This window comes from Terrabacter sp. GCM10028922 (assembly GCF_042666095.1).
In the GTDB taxonomy this organism is placed as follows: domain Bacteria; phylum Actinomycetota; class Actinomycetes; order Actinomycetales; family Dermatophilaceae; genus Terrabacter.
Genome location: NZ_JBHTFG010000032.1, coordinates 201,813 through 228,402, shown reverse-complemented (window position 1 = coordinate 228,402; position 26,590 = coordinate 201,813). Strand labels below are relative to the sequence as shown.

The 26,590-nt window shown below is 71.0% G+C and carries 15 protein-coding genes and 1 pseudogene; 5 read left to right on the top strand and 11 right to left on the bottom strand.

Annotated elements, in window-relative coordinates:
- Positions 1-16 precede the first annotated feature (16 nt).
- The gene (locus tag ACFQU3_RS21410) at positions 17-1,345 is read left to right on the top strand and encodes an ATP-binding protein (RefSeq protein WP_385913570.1); all 1,329 of its coding nucleotides are present in this window, start codon (positions 17-19) and stop codon (positions 1,343-1,345) included.
- A gap of 169 nt (positions 1,346-1,514) precedes the next feature.
- Complete coding sequence (locus tag ACFQU3_RS21405) at positions 1,515-2,537, top strand: TerC family protein (protein ID WP_385913568.1); 1,023 nt, start codon at positions 1,515-1,517, stop codon at positions 2,535-2,537.
- Here the strand turns inward: ACFQU3_RS21405 and ACFQU3_RS21400 are convergent.
- The 8 genes and pseudogenes from ACFQU3_RS21400 to ACFQU3_RS21365 form a co-directional block, all read right to left on the bottom strand.
- Complete coding sequence (locus ACFQU3_RS21400; protein WP_385913566.1) at positions 2,482-3,090, bottom strand: hypothetical protein; 609 nt, start codon at positions 3,088-3,090, stop codon at positions 2,482-2,484. The genes ACFQU3_RS21405 and ACFQU3_RS21400 overlap by 56 nt on opposite strands.
- Before the next feature lie 167 nt (positions 3,091-3,257).
- Positions 3,258-4,709 carry an amidohydrolase family protein gene (locus ACFQU3_RS21395; RefSeq protein WP_385913563.1) on the bottom strand — a complete coding sequence of 484 codons (1,452 nt, stop codon included), beginning with the start codon at positions 4,707-4,709 and terminating at the stop codon, positions 3,258-3,260.
- Entirely contained in the window at positions 4,694-5,527 is an 834-nt protein-coding gene (locus ACFQU3_RS21390; RefSeq protein WP_385913559.1) for a uracil-DNA glycosylase family protein, read from the bottom strand. The genes ACFQU3_RS21395 and ACFQU3_RS21390 overlap by 16 nt, the downstream gene beginning before the upstream one ends.
- Positions 5,528-5,612: 85 nt before the next feature.
- Complete coding sequence (locus ACFQU3_RS21385; protein WP_385913557.1) at positions 5,613-6,950, bottom strand: RNA polymerase sigma factor; 1,338 nt, start codon at positions 6,948-6,950, stop codon at positions 5,613-5,615.
- A gap of 75 nt (positions 6,951-7,025) precedes the next feature.
- A complete protein-coding gene (locus tag ACFQU3_RS21380) occupies positions 7,026-7,466 on the bottom strand; it encodes a YciI family protein (RefSeq protein ID WP_385913555.1) in 441 nt (146 codons plus the stop codon).
- Between the two features lie 196 nt (positions 7,467-7,662).
- Positions 7,663-8,520, bottom strand: coding sequence for an HAD family hydrolase (locus tag ACFQU3_RS21375; RefSeq protein ID WP_385913553.1), 858 nt, complete (start codon positions 8,518-8,520; stop codon positions 7,663-7,665).
- 20 nt (positions 8,521-8,540) lie between these two features.
- Complete coding sequence (locus ACFQU3_RS21370) at positions 8,541-9,908, bottom strand: dihydrolipoyl dehydrogenase family protein (RefSeq protein ID WP_385913551.1); 1,368 nt, start codon at positions 9,906-9,908, stop codon at positions 8,541-8,543.
- Between the two features lie 92 nt (positions 9,909-10,000).
- Positions 10,001-10,828: pseudogene (locus tag ACFQU3_RS21365) on the bottom strand (EamA family transporter); the annotation flags it as partial.
- A 39-nt stretch (positions 10,829-10,867) separates the two neighbouring features.
- On the opposite strand from ACFQU3_RS21365, the gene ACFQU3_RS21360 reads away from it, so the two are divergent.
- Positions 10,868-11,365 carry a MarR family winged helix-turn-helix transcriptional regulator gene (locus tag ACFQU3_RS21360; RefSeq protein WP_385913549.1) on the top strand — a complete coding sequence of 166 codons (498 nt, stop codon included), beginning with the start codon at positions 10,868-10,870 and terminating at the stop codon, positions 11,363-11,365.
- Positions 11,366-11,389: 24 nt separating this feature from the next.
- Entirely contained in the window at positions 11,390-12,124 is a 735-nt protein-coding gene (locus ACFQU3_RS21355) for a sulfite exporter TauE/SafE family protein (protein WP_385913548.1), read from the top strand.
- Positions 12,125-12,127: 3 nt separating this feature from the next.
- Here ACFQU3_RS21355 and ACFQU3_RS21350 read toward each other — a convergent pair whose 3' ends face one another.
- The 3 genes from ACFQU3_RS21350 to ACFQU3_RS21340 all read right to left on the bottom strand — a co-directional run bounded on the left by ACFQU3_RS21350 (position 12,128) and on the right by ACFQU3_RS21340 (position 25,392).
- Positions 12,128-13,498 carry a DUF2252 domain-containing protein gene (locus ACFQU3_RS21350; protein ID WP_385913546.1) on the bottom strand — a complete coding sequence of 457 codons (1,371 nt, stop codon included), beginning with the start codon at positions 13,496-13,498 and terminating at the stop codon, positions 12,128-12,130.
- 82 nt (positions 13,499-13,580) lie between these two features.
- Positions 13,581-23,009 carry an RHS repeat-associated core domain-containing protein gene (locus ACFQU3_RS21345; protein WP_385913544.1) on the bottom strand — a complete coding sequence of 3,143 codons (9,429 nt, stop codon included), beginning with the start codon at positions 23,007-23,009 and terminating at the stop codon, positions 13,581-13,583.
- Positions 23,010-23,388: 379 nt separating this feature from the next.
- Complete coding sequence (locus ACFQU3_RS21340) at positions 23,389-25,392, bottom strand: M15 family metallopeptidase (RefSeq protein WP_385913542.1); 2,004 nt, start codon at positions 25,390-25,392, stop codon at positions 23,389-23,391.
- 136 nt (positions 25,393-25,528) lie between these two features.
- On the opposite strand from ACFQU3_RS21340, the gene ACFQU3_RS21335 reads away from it, so the two are divergent.
- On the top strand, positions 25,529-26,575 hold the full coding sequence (locus ACFQU3_RS21335) for a UDP-glucuronic acid decarboxylase family protein (RefSeq protein WP_385913541.1): 1,047 nt from the start codon (positions 25,529-25,531) through the stop codon (positions 26,573-26,575).
- The last annotated feature ends 15 nt before the right edge of the window (positions 26,576-26,590 follow it).

The following is a 26,590-nucleotide window of genomic DNA, read 5'->3' as shown; positions in this document are numbered from 1 at the left end:
AGTCGTGGTGCTGTCCGTGGGAATCGCCGTCCTGACAGCCCTGCTCGCGGCACTGCTCGCAGTGGGGCTGACGCGCACGTCAGCGGACGAGTCGGCCCGACGCACCCTGTCGCGCATCGCCGACGGCGCTGCCGACCGCGCCGACACGGGGGCCGCGGCCCGGACCTCACAGGCTCGCGCCGTCCGCACACTCGGTGCGCTCGGCATCCAGTCGGCGAGCATCGGCCGGGGTGGCGCGATCACGTCCACGAGCCCACTCGCCCGGGAGGCCCTCACCCCGGCCCGGCAGCGCACCCTCCTCGCGGGGCGCACGATCTCGGCGCGCGACGACCTCGGTGGCACCCTCGTCCTCGTCGAGGGACGCCCGACCGACGCCGGCGGCATCGTCCTCGTGCAGCGCACGTCGGACGCGACGGCCGACTCCGACCGGCTCGTGCGGCGGGTGCTCCTGGCGCTCGTCATCGCGGCGGTCGTGGCCGTCGTCGTGGGCGCGGCCGTGGCCCGGCGGCTTTCCCGTCCGCTGCGACGCACCGCCGACGCCGCCCATGCGCTCGCCGCCGGGCGGCGAGACGTCCGCGTGCCGGTCGAGGGGCCCGACGAGGTGGCCGAGGTGGCGAGCGCCCTCAACTCCCTGTCGGGGTCGCTGTCGCGGTCCGAGGGCCGCCAGCGCGACTTCCTGCTCTCGGTGTCGCACGACCTGCGAACCCCGCTCACCGGAATCAGCGGCTACGCCGAGTCGCTCGCGAGCGGTCTCGTCCCGCCCGAGGAGACCGCCAGGGTCGGCGGTGTCCTCCTCGGGGAGGCCAAGCGCCTCGAGCGGCTGGTCGGCGACCTGCTCGACCTGGCCAGGCTCGGCGCCGACCAGCCCGGCGTCGCCCCGACCCCGACCGACCTCGTCGCGCTCGGCCACGAGATCGAGGCGGCGTGGTCGCGGCGGTGCGCGGCCGTCGGCGTGCCCTTCACGTTCGTGGCCTCGGCGCCCGAGGTGTCGACCCTGACCGACGCCGCCCGGGTCCGGCAGCTCGTCGACGGCCTGCTCGAGAACGCGCTGCGCGTCACGCCGTCCGGACGACCGGTCGTCGTCGAGGTGCGCCGCGAGGCCGCGACCGACGTCGTCGAGGTCCGCGACGGTGGCCCCGGCCTCACCGACGACGACCTCGCCGTCGCGTTCGAGCCCTCGGTCCTGCACGACCGCTACCGCGGCATCCGGCCGGTGGGCACCGGTCTCGGGCTCGCGATCGTCGGCCGGCTCGCCCAGGTGCTCGGCGGCACGGTCGTGGCGGGTCACGCGCCCGAGGGCGGAGCATGCTTCACGCTCCGCCTGCCCCGCGAGCCCGACCGCTGACCGGGTCCTCGCCGTTTTGGCCCTGTCCTTTCCGTTCCGTACAGTTGCCGTCGAGGGGAGTACTTCCTCGCGCGTTCCGGTCAGTACGGTGGTCCCGCGGCCACTCCGGTCCGCGGCCGGCGCCCGCCGGTGAAGGAGACCTCAGACGTCATCGTTCTGAGGAGTCCCCATGCTCTCTGCCCTGACCGCCGCCGAGTCGGCGTCCGCGACCGCGTCGATCGGCTCGCCCACCCTCTGGGCCGCGACCATCGCCGGCGTCCTGGCCCTCTTCGTCGCCGACTTCCTCGTCACCCGCCGCCCGCACGACCCGAGCATGCGCGAGGCCGCCTGCTGGTCGGCCTTCTACATCGCGATCCCGCTCGCCTTCGGCGTCTGGCTCTGGTGGCAGTACGGGTCGCAGCAGGGGGTCGAGTACTACACCGGCTACGTCGTCGAGAAGTCTCTCTCGGTCGACAACCTCTTCGTCTTCATCATCGTGTTGTCGGCGTTCGCCGTGCCGCGCGAGCTGCGCCAGCGGGTGCTGCTCATCGGCGTCGCCGGCGCGCTGGTGCTCCGCGGCATCTTCATCGCCCTCGGCGCGCAGATGATCGAGAGCTTCTCGTGGACTTTCCTGCTCTTCGGCGCGATCCTGCTGGCCACGGCCGTCAAGGTCGGCCGTGACGCCCTCTCACACACCGACCACAGCATCGACGTCGACCGGCTCCGCAGCGTCAGGCTCATCCGCCGCTTCCACCCCGTCACCGAGCGCTACTCCGGCACCGACCTCACGGTCCACCACGACGGCCGTCGCACCCTGACCCCGCTCGCGCTCGTCGCGGTCGCGATCCTCGGCACCGACGTCGTCTTCGCCATCGACTCCGTGCCCGCCGTCTACGGCATCACCGGTGACCCGTACCTCGTCTTCGCGACGAACGCGTTCGCCCTGCTCGGCCTGCGCGCGCTCTACTTCGTGCTCGAGGGCGCGCTGGCCTCGCTCGTCCACCTGGGGCACGGGCTGTCGCTCATCCTCGCGTTCATCGGCGTCAAGCTCGTCCTGCACTGGGCGCACACCGTGTGGCCGTCGGTGCCGGAGATCCCGACGTTGCTCTCACTCGGCGTCATCGTCGGCATCCTCGCGGTCGTCACCGTGACGAGCCTCAGCTCGTCGGGCTCGGCGACGGTGAGCCGGCAGGCCGAGGCGTCGCGCTCCTGAAGACGACGAGGCGAGCCGTGGGGTTCGTGGCGCCGACCCCGGTGACGAGGGCCTTGGACCCGACCTTCACCGCACCGATGCTCGACCGCGAACCCGCCCCCTTCGCGCGCGAGCGGACCGTCGTGTCGGCCGTGACGGCATACGCCAGGGCGAAGCCGTCCTCGGCCCTGACAGTGATCGACGTCGCCGACACGGCGGTGACCTCGCCGCGGACCGCCTGGTGCGTGACGGGGCCGGTGGGGCTCTTCGTCACCCAGGTGGCGTGCAGGGCGCGGAGCAGCTGGGCGCGCAGTCCTTTCCGGTCACCGTCTCCGTCGCCACGGGCTCGGTCTGCGTCGGTCGGGCTCTCGAGGACTGCGTCGACGAGGTCGATGGTGTCGCCGTCGGCGGCCGGGGTGGCCGGCTCCGCCTGCTGCGCGGGCGCGGCGAACGCGCCCTCGGAGCCGGTCTTCGAACAGGCGCCGAGAGTGAGGCTGCCCAGCAGGATGGTGGCCGCAGCGAGGGCCGTGGACGAGCGCATGAGACCGGGCGTCCGGCGAGGGTTCGTGTTCATGCCACCCACGCTCGCGCACGGAGGTGAAGCCGAGGTCCGGGTCGTGTTCGGATCATGTTCGAGCCCCCGCCAAACCGTCGAGTGGGCACTTTCACCCGGGTGGAAAGTGCCCACTCGACGGGGTTGGCGGGTGGAAACTGCCCACTCGACGGGGTTGGGCGGATGCGTCAGGCGAAGATGGGGCCGACGGCGGGGTAGGCAGCCGTGAGCGCCGAGCGCACGGCCGAGAGTGAGGGCACGTCGGCGCCGCCCTGGAAGCCGGTGTCGAGCCGCATCGGCTTGCCCCAGGCGGTGAGGTCCTCGATCGTCGTGCCGGTCGCAGCGCCCGAGAGCTGTCCGAACCAGTCGGCGCGCGCGTAGGTCACGTCGCCGCCGATGCAGACCAGCTCGACCCAGGAGGGGTCGGCGAGGCACACGTTCTCGTACGGGTCCTGCTGGTGGCGCTCGAGCACGACGAGGTCGGCGGGCCGGCCGACCGCGATCGCCCCGAGGTGCTCGTCGAGGCCCGCGACCCGGGCGGCCACCGACGTCACCATCGCGACGAGGTCTGCAGCCGCGATCGGGTGCCCCTGGCGGGCGAGCTCGCGGCGCGCCACCTTCATCTCGCCGAGCAGGCTCGTCGAGCCCGACGGCAGCCAGTCGGCTCCGAGCGCGACCAGCATCCCGGCCGCGATGGCCTCGCCCGCGAGGGTGGTCTCGCCGTAGAGCCGGAGGTTCGACTGCGGCGACCACACGAGCCGACACCCGGTGGCTGCCACCTCGTGCAGGTCGTCGGCCGTGAGGGCGCTGCCGTGGATGATGTTCGTCGCCGGGGTCGCCGCCCCGAGCTCGATGAAGCGCCGGAACTCCTTGGCGCTCACCTCATCTCCGCGTCTTCCTTCGGAGAGGTGGACGTAGAACGCGTTGACGTCCTGGTCCGAGATGCGCTCCATGATCCGGTCGAAGCCCTCCTTGCCGAAGCTGCCGGAGGGCAGGTCGATGAGGGAGCGGGCGCGGTGCGCCCCGAAGGCCCACTGGTCGATGTTGCGCACGAGCGGCTCGGACGACGCGGTGCTCGCGCCGGACGCGCCCTGGATGCCGGTGACGCCGCCGACGAGCGCCCGCACCTCCGCGTAGCGCGTCTGCGTCTTCGGCGGCACCTGGGTCAGCAGGACGTTCTGCGGGTCGCGCACGAGCGCCTGGTACGGCTTGGACCGGCGCCACGCGTACCGGTTGGCGTAGACCTTCGGCGGCTCCCACGCGGCGAACACGTTGAACTCCGGATGACCATGCAGGTCGAGCAGTCCGGGCAGGATGACGCCGTCGGTCTCGAGGACCGCGATGTCGGACGGCTTGCGCTTCGAGACACGGTCGACGAGGCCGCTCGCGACCGTGACGTACCCGCTCGACCAGGCGCCGTCGGGCGTGATGACGGCGCCGTGCAGCGCGAACGGCGCCGGCGGCAGCGCGCGACGGCGGCGGGACGGCTCGGGCAGCTCGTCGGTGATCCCCCGCGAGTAGGCCTTCGCGAACGGTCCCGACCGGCCGCGCGACCCGTCCGGCTCCCAGTGCTCCAGGGCCGTCTTCGTTCCGGCGGCCGAGCGGGCAGGTCGGGTTCGACGGGTCAAAGCGCCGGCCATGTGCGGGCTCCCTTCGGCACGACGACGCTGATCGTCGCGCGCTTCGTCTGCTTGTCGTCACCCTGGCGCGTGGCCCACGCGGCGACGTCGCGCCACCAGCCCGGCGCGCCGGCCGGGAGGTCGACCTCCGGGATCGGCGCCAGGTCCGTGGGACCCCATCCGGCGGCATACGGGGTCAGGTCGGTCGGCCCCTCGGCCGCCACGTGCGCGGCGAGGTCGTCGAGGTGCTCGTTCCAGTTCGCGAGCTGCGCGGCGGTCGTCTCGGCGAGCGGCCGGCCGGACGCCCGGGCCGAGCCCTCGGCATACGTCGGGTGCCGGATCGCCGCGACGTGCAGGGCCGCCGCAGCGTCGGGCTGCGTCCTCGCCCACCGCTCGTACGCCTTCGCCGCGAGGTCGCCGAGGGCGAGGACCGCGGTGACGTCGGTACCGACGAGGAGCGCGTCGAGCCAGCGGTGACGGTACTCGGCGATGGCCTCGTTCTTCACGTGCCGGCTGCCGGCGGCCTGCCCGAACACGCTGTACAGGTAGACGTTGACCATGACGTATGCCGTGTGGACGCCGACCTTGGCCAGCAGCCCCTGGACGCGCTGGCCGGCCTCACCGACGAGGATGCGTCGCGAGATCGACTCGTGCGTCGCGGGGTCCTGACCGAGCACGAGCACGCGCGCGCTGCCGTCGAGCCGGCCGCGGTGGAACACCGGGCCCCACTCCGTGCGGAAGTCGGCCTGCGGGTACACGTCGTCGCCGGGGTAGCCGGCCACGAGGGACGCGAAGGGCTCGGCGACGTAGCCGACACAGCTCTGGTGCACCACGGCCATGGCAACCTCCGCCCGATAGACAGCCGTCGTCAGTGCAGGGTGTCTCGACGGTAGCCCTGATACGTCGGGCCCGTGGGTGGATTGGTCAGGCCTCGCCGGCGGCCCTTCGGAGCAGGAGCGCCTTCTCGGCGTCGTTCTGGGTCATCTCGGCCGCGCGGGCGAACTCGGCCCGTGCCTCCTCGTCGTGGCCCAGGCGTGAGAGCAGGTCGCCGCGGACGCTCGGCAGCAGGTGGTAGTCGGCCAGTGCGCCGGTCGCGACGATGCCGTCGACGACCGCGAGCGCCTCGGCGGGTCCGTCGGCGTACGACATCGCGACGGCGCGGTTGAGGTCGATGACCGGGGAGGGCCGCAGCCTGCCGAGCCGCTCGTAGAGGGCGACGATCTGCGACCAGTCGGTCGCGTCGGCGGTGCGGGCGCGCGCGTGGCACGCGGCGATCGCGGCCTGCAGCACATAGGGCCCCGGGCCAACCGGCTCGGACACGAGTGCGGTCGCACGGTCGAGGGTCGCCAGTGCGTGCCGGATGAGCGACCAGTCCCACTTCGTGCGGTCCTGGTCGAGGAGCAGGACGGGCTCGCCGTCACGGCCGATGCGCGCCCGGGTGCGCGAGGCCTGGATCTCCATGAGCGCGAGCAGGCCGTGCACCTCGGGCTCTGCGGGTGCGAGCGCGGCGAGCACGCGACCGAGCCGGATGGCCTCCTCCATGAGGTCGCCGCGCACCCAGTCGCGACCCGTCGTCGCGGCATACCCCTCGTTGAAGACGAGGTAGACGACCTCGAGCACCGACGCGAGGCGTGGCGCGAGCTCGGCCCCCGACGGCACCTCGATGGTGACGCCGTCCTGGCTCAGCGTCTTCTTGGCGCGCGAGATGCGCTGGCCGATCGTCGGCTCGGTCGTGAGGAAGGCGCGCGCGATCTCGCGGGTCGTGAGCCCACCGATCATCCTGAGGGTCAACGAGATCCGCGCCTGCGCCGTGAGGACCGGGTGGCACGCAGCGAAGATGAGGCCGAGGACGTCGTCGTCGATGTCCTCGAGCGCCGCGTCGAAGTCGGCCTCGGCCAGGTCGGCCACTCTCAGCTCCTCTGCGTGTCCCACCTGCTGCAGCTTGCTCGCGAGGTTGACGTCGCGACGGATGCGGTCGATGGCCCGTCGTCGAGCCGTCGCCGTGAGCCACGCCCCCGGCTTGCTCGGGATGCCGTCGCGAGGCCACTGCTCGAGCGCCTGGACGAACGCGTCCTGCGCGAGGTCCTCGGCGAGTCCGACGTCGCCGACGACCCGGGCGACGACGGCGGTCACCTTGGCGGCCTCCATGCGCCACACGGCCTCGAGCGTGCGCTGGACCTCGGCCTTCGGGGTCAGCGTCCGAGTGTTGTCGTCGGCGGTCGCGTCGGTGGACTCGTCGGTGTGGTCGGCGGTGGATGACACCCCGCCACTCTGGCACGACCAGGTGTCACGCCTGCGTCAGTGCCGCGCGAGGGTCATGTGCGCGACGCCGGGGCCTCAGCCGCGCGCGGCGTTGCGGGCGGCCTCGGCGCGCATCTTCTCCTCGCGCTCGCGCAGCTCGGGCGTGAACTCGTCGCCGAAGTCCTCGGGCGCGTAGACCTGACGCAGCTCGAGGGCCTGGCCGGGGTCGGGCACGCACGAGACGGGCCACTTCTTGAGCCACTCGAGGGCCTCCTCGCGCGAGCTGACGTCGATGATCGTGAAGCCGGCGATCAGCTCCTTGGCCTCGGCGAACGGCCCGTCGGTGACGACCCAGTCGCCGTCCTCCCACGTGACGCGCGCGCCCTTGGCCGTCGGGTGCAGGCCCTGGCCGTCGACGAAGACGCCCGCCTTGAGCATCTCCTCGTTGTAGGCGGTCATGTCGGCGAACTGCTGCTCGGTGCCCGTGGAGCCCTGCTCGGAGTCGGGGCTGGCCGGGACGATGATCATGAAGCGCATGGTGGTCTCCTTCTGTCGACGCGGTGTCGACGCGGTGTCGACGCGGTGTCGACCCGGTGTAGACGGGTGTCGGTGCGGTGTCGGCGGGGTTGTGATCCCGCTTCACCCCTACGTCGAACGCCACGCGCCGACTTCGACACGGCCCCTCGATCGTGTGGTGCTCGCGTCGATGGTGCACGCGCTCGGGGGCCTCCGGCTAGAGCTCGAGCCGTGCCGTCGCAGCCGACTCGACGCCGTCGCGGAACGTGATGCCGTCGCGGGCGGCCTGGGCGACGGCCTCGAGGATCGGCACGAGCCCGTCGTCGTCGACGTGGCCGGTCACCTCGTCGGCGATGGCCTTGACCTCGTCGGGCGCGTTGCCCATCGCGACGCCCCAGGCGGCCCAGTGCAGCATCTCGAGGTCGTTGCGCTGGTCGCCACAGGCGACGGTCTGGCTGGGCTCGACCTGCAGGCGCCTACGCACGAGCTCGAGGGCGCTCGCCTTGGAGACGCCCTCGGGGTTGATGTCGAGCCAGGCCGACCAGCCGACGGCGTAGGAGACGCCGTGCAGTCCGGCGCGCTCGACCATCTCCATGAACTCCTCGGCGCTCGCCTCGGGTTGGCGCAGCGTGACACGGGTGACGGGGTGCTCGACGAGCTCCTCCCAGCTCACCTCCCGCGACTCGCCCATGAGCTCGCCGTCGGGAAAGTGCTTGCTCACCTTGAACCCCACGCCGAGCTCCTCGACGGCGATGAGCGCGTCAGGCAGCTCGACGCGCAGCTTCTCGAGGACCGCCCGCGGGTCGAACGTGATGGTGTCGACGATGGTGTAGCCCGTCGGGGCAGTCGGGTCGATCTCGAGGGTCACGGCCCCGTTCGAGCAGACCGCGAAGCCGTGCCGCAGGCCGAGCGCCTCGAGGACGGGCGTCGTAGCGATGATCGAGCGACCGGTCGCGACGACGACCTCGATGTCGTCGGGCAGGGCGTGCACGGCCTCGCGCACCCGCTCGGAGAGCTCGCCCATGTGGTTGAGCGTCGTGCCGTCGAGGTCGAGGGCGAGCAGTCGCTGTGCCATGGGCTCACGGTAGCGTCCGGTCACGCCAGGCGGCCGAGCGCGTCCTCGATGCCGCGGTGCAGCGTCGGGTAGGCGTAGATCATCGACCGGAGCCGGTCGACCGGCACCTCGCCGTGGACCGCGACGGCGAGCGCGCCGAGGACCTCGCCCCCGGCGGGCCCCATGGTCGTCGCGCCCACGAGGACTCCGCGCTCGGCGTCGGCGACGACCTTGATGAAGCCCTCGGCCCTGGCGATCCAGCCGCGCGTCGTCTCTCCGAGCGGCGTCACGCCGACCCGGACGTCGGCCATGCTGTCGCGTGCCTGCTTCTCGGTCATTCCGACGGCCCCGATCTCGGGATCGGTGAACGTGACGCGCGGGAGGGCGGCATACTCCGCCGGCGGGCCGTCGTCTCCGAGGATGTCGCGGATGACGATGCCCGCCTGGTACATCGACACATGCGTGAAGGCGCCCCTGCCCGTGATGTCGCCGACGGCCCAGACGCCGTCGGTCACGCGGCACCGGTCGTCGACGGAGGCCGTGCGCGCGTCCTCGGGGACGCCGACACGGTCGAGTCCGACCGCCGCGGGGTCGGCGCGACGGCCTGCGGCGACGAGCAGCTTCTCGGCCGTGAGCGTGGATCCGTCGGCGAGGTGGACGGTGAAGCTCGACCCGTCGTGTCGGACCTTCTCGGCGCCGACGCCCTCGAGCACGGTGACGCCGTCGGCCTCGAGGGCGGTCCTGAGGACGTCGGACGCCTCGGGCTCCTCGTACGCGAGGATGCGGTCGGCAGCCTCGACGATCGTCACGTCGACGCCGAAACGGGCCACGGCCTGGCTCAGCTCGCAGCCGATGGCGCCGCCTCCGAGGACGACGAGCGACGCGGGCAGCTCGGCGGCCTCGATGATCTCGTGGTTGGTCCAGTAGGGGGTGTCGGCCAGACCGTCGACGCCCGGGACCACGGTCGCCGTGCCGGTGCCCACGACGATGCCCTTCGTCGCGGTGTATGCCGTGCCGTCGACGTCGACGCGGCCGGGCCCCGAGATCGAGCCGGTGCCCCGGACGAAGGTCGCGCCCTTGCCGGTCAGCCGGTCGACGGCGACCTGGTCGTTCCAGGTGTCGGTGGCCTCCTCGCGGATCCGCTTCGCGACGACGGACCAGTCCGCGGTCACCTGGCCGACCGAGCCCGCGAGACCGTCGACCCGGCGCGCCTCGGCCAGCGCGTCGGCGGCGCGGACCATCATCTTCGACGGGATGCAGCCCCAGTAGGGACACTCGCCCCCGACGAGCCTGCGGTCGACGCCCAGGACCGAGAGCCCGCGCTCTGCAAGGGTGCCCGCGACGTGCTCGCCGCCCGGTCCGAGTCCGATGACGATGACGTCGAAAGAGCGTTCCGTGTCGTTGGCCATGGCACAGCCTTACCTGCCGGCGGCATGCGCGTCGAGCCGCGCCGGGCGGTGACGGCCTCACGCACCGGCTCCTGGGCTGCGAGGACGCTCACGACGACGAGCAGCATCGCGACGAGGTGGACCGGACCGAAGTGCTCGCCGAGGAGGGCGACACCGAGGAGGACGCCGACGACGGGGTTGACGAGACCGATGATCGAGGCCAAGGTCGGCCCGAGGCGCGCAAGACCGTGGAACCACAGGACGTAGGCGACGCCGCTCCCGGCGAGTCCGAGGTAGGCCAGGGCCACGACCGCCGGAAGGTCCAGGGCCGGTGGTGGGCCCTCGACGACCAGCCCGATCGGCAGGAGCACGAGGCCACCGGCGACCAGCTGCCACGCCGTCATGGTGACGACCCCGTCCCTCGGGGCCCACTCCCTCGTCAGCACGAAGCCGAACGACGACAGCACGACCGCGAGGATCCCCGCGCCCAGGCCGATCGGGTCGAGCGGCTTGTCGAGGCCGTTCTGCAGGACGAGCATCCCGACCCCGACGAGGCCGATCAGGCCGGCCGCCAAGGAGATCCGCGCCGGCCTCTGGCTCATCAGCAGCCAGGTGACGCCCATCGTCACCATCGGGGCCGTGGCGACGAGAGTCGCCCCCAGACCGCTCGGGAGCCGGTAGGCGGCGACGAAGAGGAGCGCGTAGAAGAGCCCGATGTTGAGGGCGCCGAGCACGAGGGAGCGCCACCACCAGTCTCGCTGGGGAAGCCGGCGGAGCCAGACCAGCATCAGCAGGCCGACGGGCAGGGCCCGCACGGTCGCGGCGAAGAGCGGACGGTCGGGGGGCAGCCACTCCTGCGTCACGGCATACGTCGACCCCCAGATGGCGGCGGGCAGCGCGGTCAGCGCGATCGTGGTCCACCCGCTGCGATTATCTTCCATGGAAGGCAACTTACCTTCCATGGAAGATACAGTCCAGACATGGACGGACCCGTGGACCACGCCCAGCACGTCGTCGACCAGTGGGCGGCCGTCCGGCCCGACCTCGACGCCTCACCTGTGCTCGTCATCGGGCGGCTGCACCGCGTCGCGCTGGCCCTGACGACCGAGCTCGTCAAGGTCTACAACGCCCACGGGCTCGGCGAGGGCGACTTCGACGTGCTCGCGACGCTCCGAAGGACCGGCGAGCCGTACGAGCTGACCCCGACCGAGCTCATGGACCAGACGATGGTGACCTCGGGCGCGGTGACCAAGCGCCTCGACCGGCTCGAGGAGTCCGGCCTCGTCGAGCGGCGGGTCTCGGACGGCGACCGTCGCAGCCGCATCGTCGCGCTGACCGACAAGGGGCGCCGCCTCATCGACCGGGCGGTGCCCGAGCACTTCGCCAACGAGGCGCGCCTCCTCGAGCCGCTGACGGCGAGTGAGCGACGCACTCTCGCCACGCTGCTCGGCAAGCTGGGCGGTTCGCTCGGCGTCTGATCCGGCGGGCATACGCTCGCGACCATGACGCTGACGACCTTCGCGCTGCTCGGAGTGGCCGCTCTGCTCGTCGGCTTCGCCAAGACCGCGATCGGCGGTGTCGGAAGCATCGCCATCGCCATCTTCGCCGTCGCCCTGCCGACCCGGGAGTCGACGGCTGCGATCCTGCTGCTCCTCCTCGTCGGTGACCTCGTCGCGGTCTGGCACTACCGTCGCGATGCCGACCTCGGGATGCTGAAACGCCTCATCCCGGCCGTCCTTCCCGGGCTGGCTCTCGGCGCCCTCTTCCTCGCACGGGTCGACGACACCACGCTGCGTCGGTGCATCGGTGTGCTGCTGCTCGTGCTCGCGGCGCTCCAGCTCGTCCTGTCGTGGCGCTCTCCGGACACGGCCCGCATCGGCTCGTCGCGCACCGCGGCGATCGGCACCGGCGTCGCAGCAGGCTTCGCGACGATGACGGCCAACGCGGCGGGGCCCGTGATGACCCTCTACCTCGTCGCGCAGGGCGTGGAGAAGCGCCGCTTCCTCGGCACGAGCGCTCTCTTCTTCTTCGGGGTCAACCTCTGCAAGGTGCCCTTCAGCGCCGGCCTGGGTCTCTTCAACCTCGACACCCTCTGGCACACGGCCCTGCTCGTCCCGCTGGTGCTCGTCGGCTGCTGGGTCGGGCTGCACACCGCGCGGCGGCTCAGCCAGACCCGGTTCGACCAGGCCGTGCTCGCCGCGACCGTCGTCTCGGCCCTGGCCCTCGTCGTGCGCTGACGCTCAGGCGGGCGCGACCTGCTGCAGGGCCCCGCCCCGGAAGGCGTCGACGAACAGCTGGTGGTCGCTCCGGGACCGGTTCGCGTACTCGTGCGCGAAGGTGGTCAGGTCGGCGACGAGGGCGTCCACGTCGCCGCCGATGCGGGCGCCGACCGCCTCCTCGACGCTGACCGTGACGAGGTCCTGGTCGGACTCCGAGTCGGCCACGCAGTGCACCTTGGCGGTCGCCCGACCCAGCTGCGGCACCAGTAGCGCGAGCTCGTCGGGCTCGGAGAGCTCGTTCCAGTCGAGGTCGGACTCGTAGGGCGAGACCTCGCTCACGACGTAGCCGACGTCTTCACCGTCATCGCCGGGCAGCACGGTCCAGCCGAGGAACCGGTCGGCGCGCGCCTGCAGCGCCCGCTGCGAGATGGCGGTCCGGTGGCCGTGGTGCTCGAAGTGCCGTCGCGCGCGCTCCTCGTCGACGACCCGACTGGGGGCTGCGACGTTGGCCTGCTTGAGTGACAGGACGACGTCGTTGTCCAGCGCCTGGGTGTAGCCCTCGATGAGGATGTTGTACGCCGGCAGCCCCGCGCTCCCGACGCCGAAGCCCGAACGTCCCACGACGTCGAGCACGTCGAACGTCACCGTGCCTCGGCGCGACTCCGGGATCGTGCCGAGGTAGGCCGCGAACGCCTCCTTGACCCTGCCCAGCTCGTCGTCCTCGAGGCGCCGCACGCCCGAGCCGTCGGCGAAGCGGCGGCGGTAGTCGTCGACGACCGTCATCGAGTCGAGCAGGTGGACGCGCGTCGAGAGCTTGGCCACGTGGAGCGCATCCAGGACGGCCCCCTCGGCCGTGTCGAGGGTGAGCGCCCATTCGCTGTCGTCCTCGACCTCGCGGTAGTGCTCGACCTGCTCGACGTAGCCCCGGACGTACGCGGCGATGAGCTCGTCGATGAGGGTGTCGGGCAATGCCTTCTGCCAGCAGATCATCGCCAGGCTCGCGCAGAAGCGGGCGAGGTCCCAGGTCCAGTGGCCGAGATAGGCCTCGTCGAAGTCGTTGACGTCGAAGACCAGCCGGCCCTCGGCGTCGAGGTAGGTGCCGAAGTTCTCGGCGTGCAGGTCGCCCTGGATCCAGACCCTCGAGGTCTCGTCGTCGAGCCAGCGCTCGTCGAAGCCGCCGAACGCACCACCCGGCCCGACGTCGGCATAGAAGAGGCAGGCGGTCCCGCGATAGAAGGCGTACGGGTCGCGGGCCATCTTGCGGAACTTCGTCCGGAAGCCGCGAGGGTCGGCCGCCATCAACGGCTCGAACGCCTCGACGAGGGTGCTGATGATCAGGTCGGTGCGCTGCGCCTCGGCTCCGTCGACGACATCCGCCTCAGGCTGGTCCATCCAGTCACCTTGCCACAGGGCACGGCCGGATCGAGGTGCCCGACCCCGCATCCAGGGGTCGGGCACCTCCAGCCGACGGGCCTCAGCCCTCGCTGCTCTTTTGCTGCACCGTCGCGGGCGACGTCTTCTGCGTCACGGCCGTGCCCGTCCCCGAGTCACCGGTCGGGTTGGCCGAACCCGCATCCGCGCCACCGGTTCCAGAGCCCGGGCTCGTGGTCGGGGCCGCCTTGCCGGAACCGCCGACGCCGTTCGCGCCGCCACCCGTCCCGGAGCCACCGGTGCCACCGGTGCCACCCGTGCCACCCGTGCCGCCGGAGCCGCCCGAGCTCGTCTGGTCGTCGACGACCGTCTTGCTCGCCTGCGGTGTCGCGCCGGCGCCCTTGTCGTCGAGGAGCTTGAGCCGCTTGCCGACCCCGAAGCCGAGCTTGACCTGCTTGAGCTTGCCGTCCTCGATCTCGAACTCGAGCACGGGCCTGGAGTCCAGCCGGTTGAAGAGCTTCGCCTGCCGGTGCTGGTAGGTGTTGTAGTTCTTCAACCAGCCCAGGGCCTGACGACCTCGCGCGGTGTCGGCGTTGTCGGCGAAGAAGCCGAGCAGCTTCGTCGACTGGTCGGCGTTGATCGGGTCGCCGTCCGGCTTGAGCGACTGGATCGTCCGCAGCACGTCGATCGCGTCGAGGTTGGCGGGCTTACCGAGGCGCCCGTCGGTGTCGACGTAGCTCGTCGGGTTCGACTGGCCGTAGGTGTACGACGTCGTCAGGGTCGGGTTCTCCACGAGGGCCATCGGGTCCTCGGTGAGGATCGGGTCGACCGTGAGGAAGCGGGCCTGGGTCGGTGAGTACCAGCGGTCCCCGAAGTTCACCAGCCCGTGGTCCTCGTCGGTGTACCCGCCGGCGAACTGCCACGGCGTCCGGAAGATCGTGCTGTCCTCGTTGATCCACACCTGCCCCGTCGGGAAGTACTCCTGGTGCTGGAACACGATGCCGACCCGGTTCGTGACGATGTTCGTGCTGCCCTGCAGGTCCTTGCGCGGGAAGTAGAGCCTCGTCTCGTAGGTGCCGCCGCCGTCGCTGAACTTCACTGCGAGACGGTCGTTCCCGGCCCAGATGTTCTTCGACATCGTGCCGTTGCGGACGGTCACCCACGGGTTGACGTAGTAGGTGACGCCCTGCTCCTTGATCTCGGTCGCGAGCTGGCCCGCCCAGTCGTAGACGTAGTCCGTCTGCTTGCGGCCGGTTCCCTTGGCGTTGTGGTCGACGATCTCGATCATCTTGCCGGCCCAGTCCCACGTGATGTTGCGGACCGTGTCCGGGTTGGTGACCGTCGTCTGTTCCCCGTCGGAGTCGTACGTGAAGACGTCCGCCTGCCTGGAGATCGAGTCGAAGACCCGGGTCGCCTGGTTGGGCTTGTTCGGGTCGTAGGTGTACCCGGTCTTGTCGAACGTCGTCGCGGCCTGGGTGACCTCCCGGCACTTGGTCGTGCAGCCGGTGTCGACCGTCCAGTCTCGCTGGGCCATCCGGGTCACCTTGCTCGTCGCGTCGTCGAGCGTCGCCGACCACGTGTACTTGCGTGTCGTCTTCGGCGCGTACGTCCACGTGCCGTTGGCGGCCGTGAGCCGGTACCGGTCGTCGTAGGTGTAGTTCTGCACGGTCGGGCCACCGAAGAGCGACGGGAGGTCGTCGGGCAGGTGGTTCTCCGCCTTCTTCACGTTGCCGACGAGGTCGTACGTGTACCGGAGGTCCATCAGCTCGCGACTGCCGTCGGGCGAGAGAGCGGTGCGGCGGTCGAGCCGTCGCGTGTCGGCATCGCGATAGGTGGTCTCCACCACGCCGTCGCCGGTCTTCCGCTGCGACGTCTGGCCGTAGACGTCGTAGCGCTGCTGGTCGAGGTAGCCGTAGACGCACGGCACGGCGACGTCGGCCACCACCCTGGTCCCGGCCGAGTGGGCCGCTGCAGTCGGCACGTCGACCGTGCCGTTGATGCCGCGCTCCACGGTGTAGACGAACGTGCCCGCGACGGCGCCCGGCGTGCGGGCGGTGACCCGCAGCTGCTCGCTGCCGAGGGTGATCGTGAACGGTAGTGCCGGGTCCCAGCTGGAGGCCGGGTCGGCGTGCTGCGTCTCGGTCACGGTGATCGTCGTCGCCGTGGCGTCGACAGCCGTTGTGAGAGAACCGATCTCGCGGCAGTCGCGTGTCCCGACGACCTTGGTGAGCCGGCCGCCACTGTCATAGCCGTTGCGCACGACCTCGCCGTCGGGCAGCGACACCGTCGCGAGCCGTCCGAGCCAGTCGTTGTCGTAGTCCGTGGTGAACGGTCCCTTGTTCGGGTGCGGACCCGTCATCGTCGTCACGTCCTTGGCGATGCGCCCGTTGACGTCGTAGGCCAGGTCCTGGACGCGTGCCTTGTCCTCGACGTGCACCATCCGGCCGGCCGCGTTGCCCGCGGTCGGGTGACCGAGGTAGCCGCCGTAGTCCATCGTCACGGGGGCCTCGTCGGGGTAGGTGATCGACGTCAGCAGGCCGAAGTCGAAGCCGAAGACGGTGCGGACGTTGCCCTCCTCGCGGAGCACGGGGCTCTGCTCGGAGGTCTTGTTGCCGGCCAGGTCGTACGTCCAGTCGACGAGCCCCCCGTCGGGCGTCGTCGTCGACGTCCTGCGGCCGAGCAGGTCGTAGGTGTGCGTGGTGGTGAGACCGCCCGGCGACTGCACGGTGAGCAGCTGTCCGAGCCGGTCGTAGACGTAGCTGGTGCGCAGCGCGACGCCGGCCACCGTCCTGTCCTCGCTCTCGACCACGTTGTCGTGCGCGTCGAGCCAGGTCTTCGTGTGCCGACCCTGCGGGTCGGTCACGTCGACGGTCGCGACCGTGCCGTAGCCGGCCAGTGACTCGTGGGCGTATGCCGTCCGCGTCGTCGCGCCGTTGGACAGCCGTTCCACGACGACCCGGTCGAGGGCGTCGAAGGTGGTGATCGTCGCCTTGTCGTAACCGGGGCTCGTCGTGTCGACGGTGTAGTCCGCGAGGGTCGCGCCGGTCTGGAGGAACGGCTTCCACTGGTGGACGGTGCGGCCGAGGCCGTCGACGTCGGAGCCACCCTCGGCGGCGAACCCGGGCCCGGTGACGCCACTGGCAGGGTCGTGGACGAGGGCGTCGCGCTTGCGTCCGGTGACGCGGCCAGAGCCGTCGGCGTACGTCGCCGTGTCGATGGTCGTGCCCGGGTGGAACTCGTCCGAGTGGGTCACGGTCGCGTACGGGTAGTCCGGGTCGTCCGGGTGGTAGCTGAACGTCGCGACGCCGCCGTCGGCCGACGTGATGGTCCGGGTCCGGCTGTACGCGTCGTACGTGTACGTGACGACGTTGCCGTTCGCGTCGGTGCGGGTCCTGACGCGCCCCGTCGGCGCGTCGAAGGCCGCGGTCGACGTCAGTCCGACGGCGTCACCGGTCGGGTCGACGTCCTCCTCCATGAAGATCCGGGTCGTGTCGAGCGGGTCGGTGCCCTCGGGGTCGCCCGAGCCCTGCAGCTCGTAGTCGGTGACCGTGCTGACGTTCGCGTGGTTCGCGTCGTCGTAGACGTACCGCACGGCATACCTGTTGCCGTCCGCGTCGGGCGGCATGACGATCCGGTTGTAGCTGCCCCACTGGTCGTAGAGCAGACGGGTCTCGGCGTACGTCGCCGGCGTGCTGCCGGAGGCGGGCACGAGCAGCTCGCGCTGCACGGTCACCGAGTTGTTGTCGCAGTAGGCGGTGTGCCCGGCGCGTGAGCGCAGGACGGTGCCACCCGGCGCCTTGACGGTGATGCCGACGGGCTGGCTGTCCCAGGTCTGGCAGTTCGTCGCAGACCAGTACGGGGACACCTTCGGCGGGGTGGCCTTCAGCGTGCTGCCACACCCGAAGAAGTCGTTCATGTCCGCGCTGGTGCTCGTCTCACAGCTCCCGTACTCGATGGTCGCCGTCGCATCGTCCGCCGCTGTGCCGGGCAGACCCGAGTCCACGATCGTCGTCGGGTTGCCCAAGCGGTCGTACGCGTACGTCATGGTCGTCGTGAGACGCACCGTTCCGCCGGTGTACCAGTCCTGCTCGACCTTCGAGACCTGTGGCGTGGCACGCAGCGCGAGCTGCTGGTCGACGGTGAGTCCGCCGAGGTCGAGCGGCCCGTAGCCGCCACCGCTCGCCGCGTTCTTGTCGAGGTCCATGAGCGCCCACGTCGTGCGTGTGCGCTGCATGACGGTCCCTGTCGCGTCGGTCCCGTCGTAGATCGTCGTCCGGTGCTCGAGCCCGGACTCGAACACCGAGTCGTTGCGGTACTCGTGCACGGTCGTGTGCAGCTTGGTGGACGTGGCCGGCGCGTTGACGTCCGCGCTGTGGTCCCACTTCGTGTAGCGCTCCGTGACGGTGACCTTGTCGTAGCCGAGGTCGGTGCGCTGGATGAAGTCCTGAGCCGTGGCGCCGTAGCCGATGGTGCTGCGCCTCTGCGCGATGCCGTCGGCGCCGCGGCTGGAGTCGACGGTGACGTCGTCGAGCAGCCACTGGCTGTCCGGGTGCGTCGTCGTGTTGCCGTCGCGGTGGTAGTCCATCGTCATGGTGCCGCCGAGCGGAGTCGTCACCGACTTGAGCAGGTTGGTGCGGCCCTGCGTGTTGAGGGCCACCCTGACCTGGCTCGAGTCCTTGACCCGCGACACGGAATCGGCGTAGCCGTCGCCGTTGACGTCGGTCAGGTCGACGTCGGTCGAGGTCATGCTGTTCTCGAAGTGCCCGCCGGGGTTGAGGATGAGGTAGCAGGCCACGAGGCAGAGCGGGATGCCGATCGTGACGTCGGCGCCGCCACCGAGGCTCTCCGAGCTGTCCTGGCGGATCTGCGGCTTGCCCTCGAGGTCGAAGATCCCGAGGATCTTGAAGCTCGACGCCTGGTGCGTGCCGTAGGCCGCTTGGTCGGTCAGGCCGGTGCCGTTGCTGAACGCGACCTTGACGTTGCCGTCCTTGCTGTAGAGCGCGTCGAGCAGGCCGTCACCGTTGACGTCCTCCCAGGACACGTTCGGCAGGTCGACGTTGGAGTTCTTCGCGATGCCGCCGGCGAAGCCGCCGTTGTCGACGTTGAAGCCGAGGCTCGCGCCGATGGAGCCGCTGTAGGAGTTCGTCGAGCTGAAGGCGCTGACGGTCCAACGGAACTGCGGCGTGAACGTGTGGCCGAGGTTGAGCCGCACGCGGATCTCGTCGTCGTCGACGGTGATCCGGTCGGGCAGGCCGTCACCGTTGATGTCGGCGATGGTCTCCTGGACCGGGATCGTCTCGTCGCGCGGGACCTTCGTCAGCGCCTCGTCGTCCTGGTGCTCGTTCTGCGAGGTCGGGTTCGTGAAGCTCGCTCCGCCACCGATGGAGCCACCGATGTTGGCGCCGTAGGACGTCTCTGACGCGCTGCCGCCCTTCGTGGAAGAGCCGCCCTTCGTCGGGTTCGTCGTGCCCTTGCTGTTGCCGGAGATGCCGATGGGTGCGCCACCGAAACCGCCCGAGACCGCGAGGGTCGTCGCGGAGTCGACGACGGAGACGCCTCCGCCGGTGCAGGCCACGCGGGCCGCAGCGGGTCCGCACTCCTGGGTGCCGCGCGGGTTCGTGTAGGTGATCGAGCCGGGCCGGACGGTGTCGGGATAACCGTCACCGTTCATGTCCATGTAGTCGACGAGGCTGCGGCTCCAGCCGGCGGCGAAGCTGCCGCCCAACGGCCCGATGCCCGCCATCAGCATGAAGATCGGGCCGGTCTCGCCCAGCAGGTTGGGTGCGCGGGTGGTGCCGCCACCCCCGGGAGTCGTGATCGGCAGGTCCTCGCCGAAGCGGGCCGAGCCCGTCATGCCGTCCTCCCCGGCGAAGATCTTGGCCTTCGGGCCCTGCCACGTCATGACCAGAGTGGACGAGTCGACGACGGGACGGTACGCGAACGCGTCGGGGATGTTCTCGGTCGCCTTGTCGACGTCGAACTCGGGCGGACCGCCCGAACCGGGGTCGTAGTCGCCGAAGCCGTCGTTGTTGACCGACGTGTCCGTCGGGCAGGCGCCGCCGAAGAGGTCCTGGCAGGCGGCAGCCTTGTCGTCGTACGGGTCGCCGCCGGCCGTCGTGTCGAAGTCGCCCTCGACGACCGCCGTCGTGGCACGGGCACCCGTCGCCGTGTAGCCCGCTGCAGCCCAGCCGCGGTGCGCGATGGGGAAGTACCCCTGCGGACCGGCCCAGTTGACCGTCTGCGGGACGTTCTCCGACGTGGCGACGGCGCCCTCGGCCCACGTCATGGCCAGATCCAGGCTGTTGACATGTGCGGACAGTCCGGCGTCACGCATCGTGACGTCGAACCAGTAGTCCGCGCCGCTCACGAGCGTCAGGCCGTCGAGCGTCGCGTTGATGGCACCGCCCCCGCTCGGGACGGTGAACGAGTCCTTGTAGACGAGACCGGTCGACGTCTTCGCGGTGACCACGACGACCCCGCCGGGGTTGTCAGCGTCACGCGTGCCGGTGACCTTGGGCGTCACGGTTCGGCCCAGCGTCGAGTCCCAGGCCGTGGCCGGGCCGGAGCGGCTCGTCTGCGGGTAGACGTCGATGTCCGGGTGTGGTGTGTAGACGGCCTTGGCCGTGTCGCAGACGCCCCCGGCGAGCGTGCAGAGGGTCGCAGCCTCGACGAACTCGATCGTCGTGACGTCGATCGGGCTGTCCACCGCGATCCCCGCACGGACGGCATCGAAGGCCTTGGGGACACCGTCCCCGTCGAGCACGGGAGCGGCGAACGTCGGATCGGCCGTGATGCGGAACCGTCCGATCTCGTCCTCGCCGATGATTGCGAGGCGCGCAATGGCTGCGGCCTGCGTTGCGTAGCAGCCGAAGTCGGTCGTCGAGTCGCTGACGCACCACTGGCCCGCCGTCGCCGTGACGGACTTGACGCGCGGTGTGTCGTCGGCGCCCGCCGCCGTGATCGGCGTGACGGTGATGGCCGCGCTGGACGTGGCGCCGCCCGCCCCGGCCCGCCGGACCACCTGCGGGCGCAGGTCGTCCGTCGTGGCAGCGGTCTTGTTGATCGCGACGCTGTAGTGCATCGCGCCGCCCTCACCGATGGACGTGTAGACCCCCGGGCGGCCGGCGAGCGTGAAGTCGTCGGCGAGCGAGTAGGCGCGCTGGTTGAGCCCGTTGGCGTCGGGGGCCGACCCACCGGCATACGCGATCGTGGCCTCCCACGTGACGGTGTCGCCGTTGCCCTTCGGACGCGAGCCCGCGCGGAAGTAGATCGACTGGCCCTTCGTCACCGCTGTGGTCAGGGTCGCGGGCGCCCACGAGGGGGAGGCCGACGACAGGTTGGCGGTGGCGAGCTCGCTTCCGCCCTTCTGGATGGCGGCACGGACGGAGCCGCCCGCGGAGTCGCCCGGGCTGCCGATGGCGGCCTCGGCGTCGATGGTGACGGTGCCGGCGAAGGGCGCGGTCCAGCGACGCACCGTGTCGATGGGCGGCACGGCCTCGCGCAGGCGGTCGACCATCTCCTCGAAGTCCGAGTCGCTGACGGGCACCGTCTGCGGCGAGAGCGGGACGCGGGTCAGGGCGTCGGACGAGCTGAACGTCGGTTCGCACGCCTCGACGCCGGTCTTCGCCGGGTCGCACACCAGGTGGTTGAAGAGCACCTCGGTGCCACGCACGAGGTCAGGCAGACCGTCGCCGTTGGCATCGGTGAAGTAGCTGTCGACCCAGCTCCACTGGCCCCCGACGTTGAAGACGCCGTACACGCCGAAGTACGCCTCGACGCCGCCCTGGACGCCGATGGAGCGCTGGACGGGCAGCTCGGAGAAGCCAGAGAGCGTGTGCGTCTCGCCGAACGTCAGGGCCGCGGTGCGGGAGGCCGACGGCGTGCTCGTGTTGAGCTGGTACCTGATCGCGCCGTTGCCGCCGGTGAAGCTGACGCCCTGGCGGTACACCTTGTCCGGCAGGGAGTCACCGTTGAGGTCCATGAACTCGATGACCGACTCGTTCGTCGCACCGTTCATGGCGAAGGAGCCACCGACCGAGCCGGTCTTGGACGGGCTGGCCGGGTTGAAGCCGACGTAGATGCGACCGTCTCCGGCGTTCGTCGTCGAGGCGCCGAGACCGCTCAGCTTCTCGGTGATGTAGCCGGCCGTGCCGCCGGCCGGCGTCGGGTTGGTGCCCGTCTCCCAGCGGGCTGTCGTGTCGAATCCGCTTCCGGCGGTGGCGATGTCGTCGAAGTAGCTGAAGGTGTGCTTGAGACCGGTCGTCGGGCAGGAGGCCAGGCCGTTGCAGCCGATCTGCGTGACCGAACGGAGGCGGTTCTTCCCGAAGTGCGGGTCGGCGTCGTAGCCCAGCTTGTAACGCGTGACGACGTCACCGCTGGCACGGTCGACGACGTCGACGTGGTCGAGGAGGTCCTGGTCGAGGTCGAGGACGCCGCCGCGGCCGTCGAGGACGGCATCCGAGCGTGTTCCGGCCGAGCGGACGAAGCGGATCTCGTAGGCCGGGTCCTCCGGCTCACCGCTGACGGTGTTGGCCGCGGTGTAGAGGATCTTGCTGAGGTAGACGTGCTTCGGGCAGACCTGTCCTGCAGGGCAGCCGGCTCCCGCGGCGAGGGGTGACCAGCCGGTGGCGGCGGTGGTGTCGCGCTTGTACTGCACGGTGTCGTACACGTAGCGGTGCATGTTGACGCCGATGTCGCGCTTGGCCGTGAGGAACCAGCGCACGCCGTTGCCACTCGCGTCGGTGAGGATGCCCTTCGCGTCACGAGTGCGGTCGTCGATGCCGACCTGCTTCCCGGCCTCGCCGAGCGGGCCGCCGCTGTCGGGCGTGCCGCCGTAGTAGCGGATGTTGCCCTGCTTGTCGCGGACCTCCCACCAGTAGCTCGACGGGCTGTCGCCGTGCCGGATGATCTGCTCGAAGCTCGTCTCGACCTTGCGGGTGAAGTCCTGGCGGTCGGCGACGCGCGGCTCGAGGACGGCCTTGACGGCGTTCGGCACGAGCGGGTCGCCGTCGAGGGTGTACGACTCGCTCTCGACGTTGCCGCAGGGCGGGCTCTTGGTCGAGCCGTCACAGAACCGCGGCGCACCGAACGAGGTGTCGACCGCGATCTCGGGTGCACCGACGTCCCAGCCGAGGCCGGCCCACGTCGAGCCGCCCTCCGACGAGTAGCCGAGGCTCACCTCCGGCGTGAAGCCGCGACCCTTGGGCAGCTGGAGCGGGTACTCCAGCTCCGCCGTGCCGCTCGGGTTCGCCTCCGGCGGGTTCACCATGGCTAGACCCTCGGTGACGTCCGCGTACAGCAGGTCGGTCGTCGTGCCCTCCCCGATCTCCTGCGGCGTCGTCGGCGCGATGCCGGGCAGCGTCGCCTCGAACTGGCCGCCTCCGGGCGTACCGGCGAGGGCGGTCGGGATCGCCGTCGTCGTGGCGAGCAGCGCCGCCAGCACGACGGCCCAGGCGCTCCGCCGCCTTCGGGGTCGTCGGACCTGGTGAACCGGGGGTACCGGCTGCTGGTCGGGGTCGGAGGATGACGGCATGCGACGACGAACCATGAGGAAGCTCCCTGTGCTTCTCTGCAACACACGCGGGCCGACGGTGCGACGACCCGAGACAGGCACGGCACAGTGGACAGGCCGTGGCAGACGTGCGCCCTGCGGAGGGGCGCGATGGGTCGGCGAGGGGCGGCCTGGAGTGAGGGGTCGTCCGGCGTCGGCCGGCTTCGGCGTTCGGCGGTACGGCAAGCCACGCTAGAGGCCGGAGAGAGTCTCCGTCTCCGAAACGCCAATGTACTGTCACAAAGCGGCTCACGCTGCCGCCCCCAGCATCGAGGCCGCGCTCCTGACGCTCGACCCTCTGGGCCTGCTCTGGCGAGTTCGGCTGTGGCTCAGCGCCGGTCGCGCTGCCCGCGCTCCGGCATCAGACCGGGCCGCGGCCCAGGACGTCGCCGTCGGGGGTGACGACGTAGCCGTCCTTGGACCTCGAGGGGTAGCCGGTGTCGAAGTGCATGTAGTCCTTCCACTCGTCGGTGCCCGACCAGTACCAGCTGTAGGACCGGAACAGCGTCCACACCATGCCGCCGTAGCGGATCGTGCCGGGTGCGCTCGAGGGAGCCGGGGCGTTGGGGTCCCAGGTGCCGGTGCGGGGGTTGATCCACGGGTTCTGCACGGGGTTGAGGTCGATGGCCCGACCCCAGGCGTGCGGTGACGAGCCGTTCGGCGAGTTCTGCTCCGAGGCCCGGCGACAGTTGAAGGCGGTCGTCGCGTTGGCCTTGGAACCGAGCCAGTCCCAGCCACCGAACATCTCGATGCCTTCGACCCGGTGCAACGGGAAGCGCTTGGCGTACAAGGTGTTGAAGATCTTGGCCGTGCTCGTCGTGATGTCGGCGTTGACGTTGACCCAGCCGCGGTGCGTCTTGCCGTCGAAGCCCCAGTAAGGGACCTCCACCCGGCGGAACGTCGTCCGGTAGCCGGGGCAGTCCCCGCTGCGCCACACCCCGGCCGCCTTGATCCGTTCCCACTGGGCGTCCGTGATGAGCTTGACGCTCGCCGGGGCGTACGCCGCCACGGGTGGGGTCGCCGGCTTGCCGGTGGTCGTGAACCCGTAGGGCGGGGGCAGGATCGCCGGTGTCGCGGCGCTCGTTCGCGCGGTCGTCGTGTAGCCGCTGCGGCGCCCGGTCACGGTGACGGTGAGCCGCTTGCCGAGATCTGCCGTCGTCGGGCGGTACGAGCGACCCGTCGCGCCCGTGATCGGCGCCCCCTCGCGACGCCACTGGACGGCGACGGTCGCCGTCGGCTCCCAGGTGCCGGTGCTCACGGAGATGGGCTGGCCGACACGCCGGAAGAAGCCGGCGATCTTCGGGGTCGGGGCGGTCGTGAACGGCCGCGTCACCGGTCCTCGGCTGCCGCTGGTGCGTACGACCGTGAGGAACCCCGGGCGCCGGGCAGTGACGACGACGCTGACTGAGTGACCGAGCCTCGTGGCATCGAGGTAGAACCAGTGGTTCGTCTGACGCGCGACGTTCTTGCCGTCGACGCGCCACTGGTACGTCCGGGTGGCCCACGGTGACCACGTGCCCGTCGTGACCGTGACGGTCGAGCCGATCTGGACGATGCCCGACACGACCGGCGTGGGCGCAGCCGTGAAGACGCCCCAGTCGACGGCCGTCGAGAGCGCTGAGGTCCGCTTGACCGACGTGTAACCGCTGCGGCTTCCCGTGATGGCTACCGAGATCCGCTTCGTCCGGTCGGTGGCCTGCAGGACATACGTGCGCGCGGTCGCCCCGCTGATGGGGGCGCCGTTCGCGAGCCACTGGTATGCGAAGGTGGCGCTGGGCGTCCAGGTGCCCGGGTCTGCCGTGAGAACTCGGCCTACTCGAAGGGTGCCGCCGATGCTCGGGACCGGCGCCGAGGTGAAGACACCAGGGGCCACCGGGCCGACCGGGTCGCTGGTCACCTCGTCGATCTTCGTGTCGCCGCGGTACGACGTGACGACGACGGAGACCTGCTTGGCCAGCTGGGGCGCCGTGAGCGCGAGCGTCGGGCGGGTCGCGTCGGCGACGGGAGTCCCGTCGACGAGCCACTGGAAGGTCAGGGTGAGGTCGGGATCCCAGCCCTCGGTGACGGCGGTGAGCGTCTCGCCGACCCTCGCCGTCCCGGTGACCGTCACGGTGCCCGCCGGCGCGGGGGCCGAGGTCGGGCCGGAGTCCGTGGGCGTGGGCGTCGCCGATGAGCTCCCCGCCGGTGAGCTCGCCGCCGTCGACATCGGCCGCGGCGTCGGGCTCGGCGTCGCCCCCGACGCCGCAGCGTTCGGAGCGGCTCCCAGCGCGGGGAGCAGCGCGAACACCAGCGCCGCCGTGGTCAGGTCACCGGGACCGCGCGCAGGAGGTGTCGACGCGTGCCGTACGCGGCGGTGACCGGTCATGAGGACCTCCCCGGAGGGTGCGCTCGACGATGGTGGTTGTGAGACTAGGGCCGAAATGGTGCGAAAAGGACGATACGGACGCCCGAACCACGAGCCCTGGCCGTTTGGCCACCGGGCGGCCGGGTACGCGTCCGACGTGGAAGACGACCCGGCCGGCGAGGATGCTGCCACCCCCTCGCGATGGGCGGGTCACCCGCCGTCCGACCAGACGGCAGCTGCCCGGTCGTTCGAGAACCCGCCGGGGCGCGTCGTGGTCACGGGGGGCGCCGGGTTCCTCGGCGCCTGGGTCTGCCGCCGGCTGCTCAGCGACGGCTGGGAGGTGGTGGCCGTCGACAACTTCGTCACAGGCAGCCCGTCGGTCGTCGACGAGCTCGACGAACACCCCGCCTTCTCGTTCGTCCATGCCGATGTCACGCGCCGGCTGGAGGTGCCGGGCCCCGTCGACCTCGTCATGCACCTCGCCTCGCCGGCCTCGCCGGTGCACTACGCGGCGCTGCCGGTGGAGACCATGCTGGTCGGCAGCCAGGGCACGATGCACGCCCTCGACCTCGCGCAGGTCCGGGGCGCGCGTCTCGTGCTGGCGTCGACGTCGGAGGTGTACGGGGACCCGCTGGTGCATCCACAACCCGAGAGCTACTGGGGCAACGTCAATCCCGTGGGGCCGCGCAGCGTGTACGACGAGTCGAAACGCTTTGCCGAGGCTCTGACGACGGCCTACCGGACCAGTCGGGGCGTCAACACCGGGATCGCGCGGATCTTCAACACCTACGGGCCCGGCATGAGGACCGACGACGGGCGGATGATCCCGGCGTTCATGACCCAGGCCCTGAGGGGGGAGCCGATCACGGTTGCAGGAGACGGCAGCCAGACGCGCTCGCTGTGCTTCGTGAGCGACACGACCGACGGCCTGTGCGCGCTCGCCGCGAGCGGCCACGCCGGGCCGGTCAACCTCGGAGGCAGCGAGGAGATCTCCGTCCTCGAGCTCGCCGAGACCGTATGCCGTCTGGCCGGGTCGAGCTCACCCATCACGTTCGTCGACCTGCCCGAGGACGACCCGCGCGTGCGACGACCCGACACCTCGCGGGCCGAGGAGCTGCTGGGGTGGCGGCCGCGGGTCGCGGTCGAGGAAGGGCTGCGTCGCACGCTCGACTGGTTCGAGGAGCAGCTGCGCTCAGCGGCGTAGGCGTGCCGCCGGGCC

Coding starts and splice junctions, on each gene's coding strand:
- ACFQU3_RS21340 (WP_385913542.1), bottom strand. CDS start 25,392: ATGACCGGTCACCGCCGCGTACGGCACGCGTCGACACCTCCTGCGCGC.
- ACFQU3_RS21395 (WP_385913563.1), bottom strand. CDS start 4,709: ATGGCCGGCGCTTTGACCCGTCGAACCCGACCTGCCCGCTCGGCCGCC.
- ACFQU3_RS21375 (WP_385913553.1), bottom strand. CDS start 8,520: ATGGCACAGCGACTGCTCGCCCTCGACCTCGACGGCACGACGCTCAAC.
- ACFQU3_RS21390 (WP_385913559.1), bottom strand. CDS start 5,527: ATGGCCGTGGTGCACCAGAGCTGTGTCGGCTACGTCGCCGAGCCCTTC.
- ACFQU3_RS21350 (WP_385913546.1), bottom strand. CDS start 13,498: ATGGACCAGCCTGAGGCGGATGTCGTCGACGGAGCCGAGGCGCAGCGC.
- ACFQU3_RS21380 (WP_385913555.1), bottom strand. CDS start 7,466: ATGCGCTTCATGATCATCGTCCCGGCCAGCCCCGACTCCGAGCAGGGC.
- ACFQU3_RS21370 (WP_385913551.1), bottom strand. CDS start 9,908: ATGGCCAACGACACGGAACGCTCTTTCGACGTCATCGTCATCGGACTC.
- ACFQU3_RS21360 (WP_385913549.1), top strand. CDS start 10,868: ATGGACGGACCCGTGGACCACGCCCAGCACGTCGTCGACCAGTGGGCG.
- ACFQU3_RS21345 (WP_385913544.1), bottom strand. CDS start 23,009: ATGCCGTCATCCTCCGACCCCGACCAGCAGCCGGTACCCCCGGTTCAC.
- ACFQU3_RS21400 (WP_385913566.1), bottom strand. CDS start 3,090: ATGAACACGAACCCTCGCCGGACGCCCGGTCTCATGCGCTCGTCCACG.
- ACFQU3_RS21405 (WP_385913568.1), top strand. CDS start 1,515: ATGCTCTCTGCCCTGACCGCCGCCGAGTCGGCGTCCGCGACCGCGTCG.
- ACFQU3_RS21355 (WP_385913548.1), top strand. CDS start 11,390: ATGACGCTGACGACCTTCGCGCTGCTCGGAGTGGCCGCTCTGCTCGTC.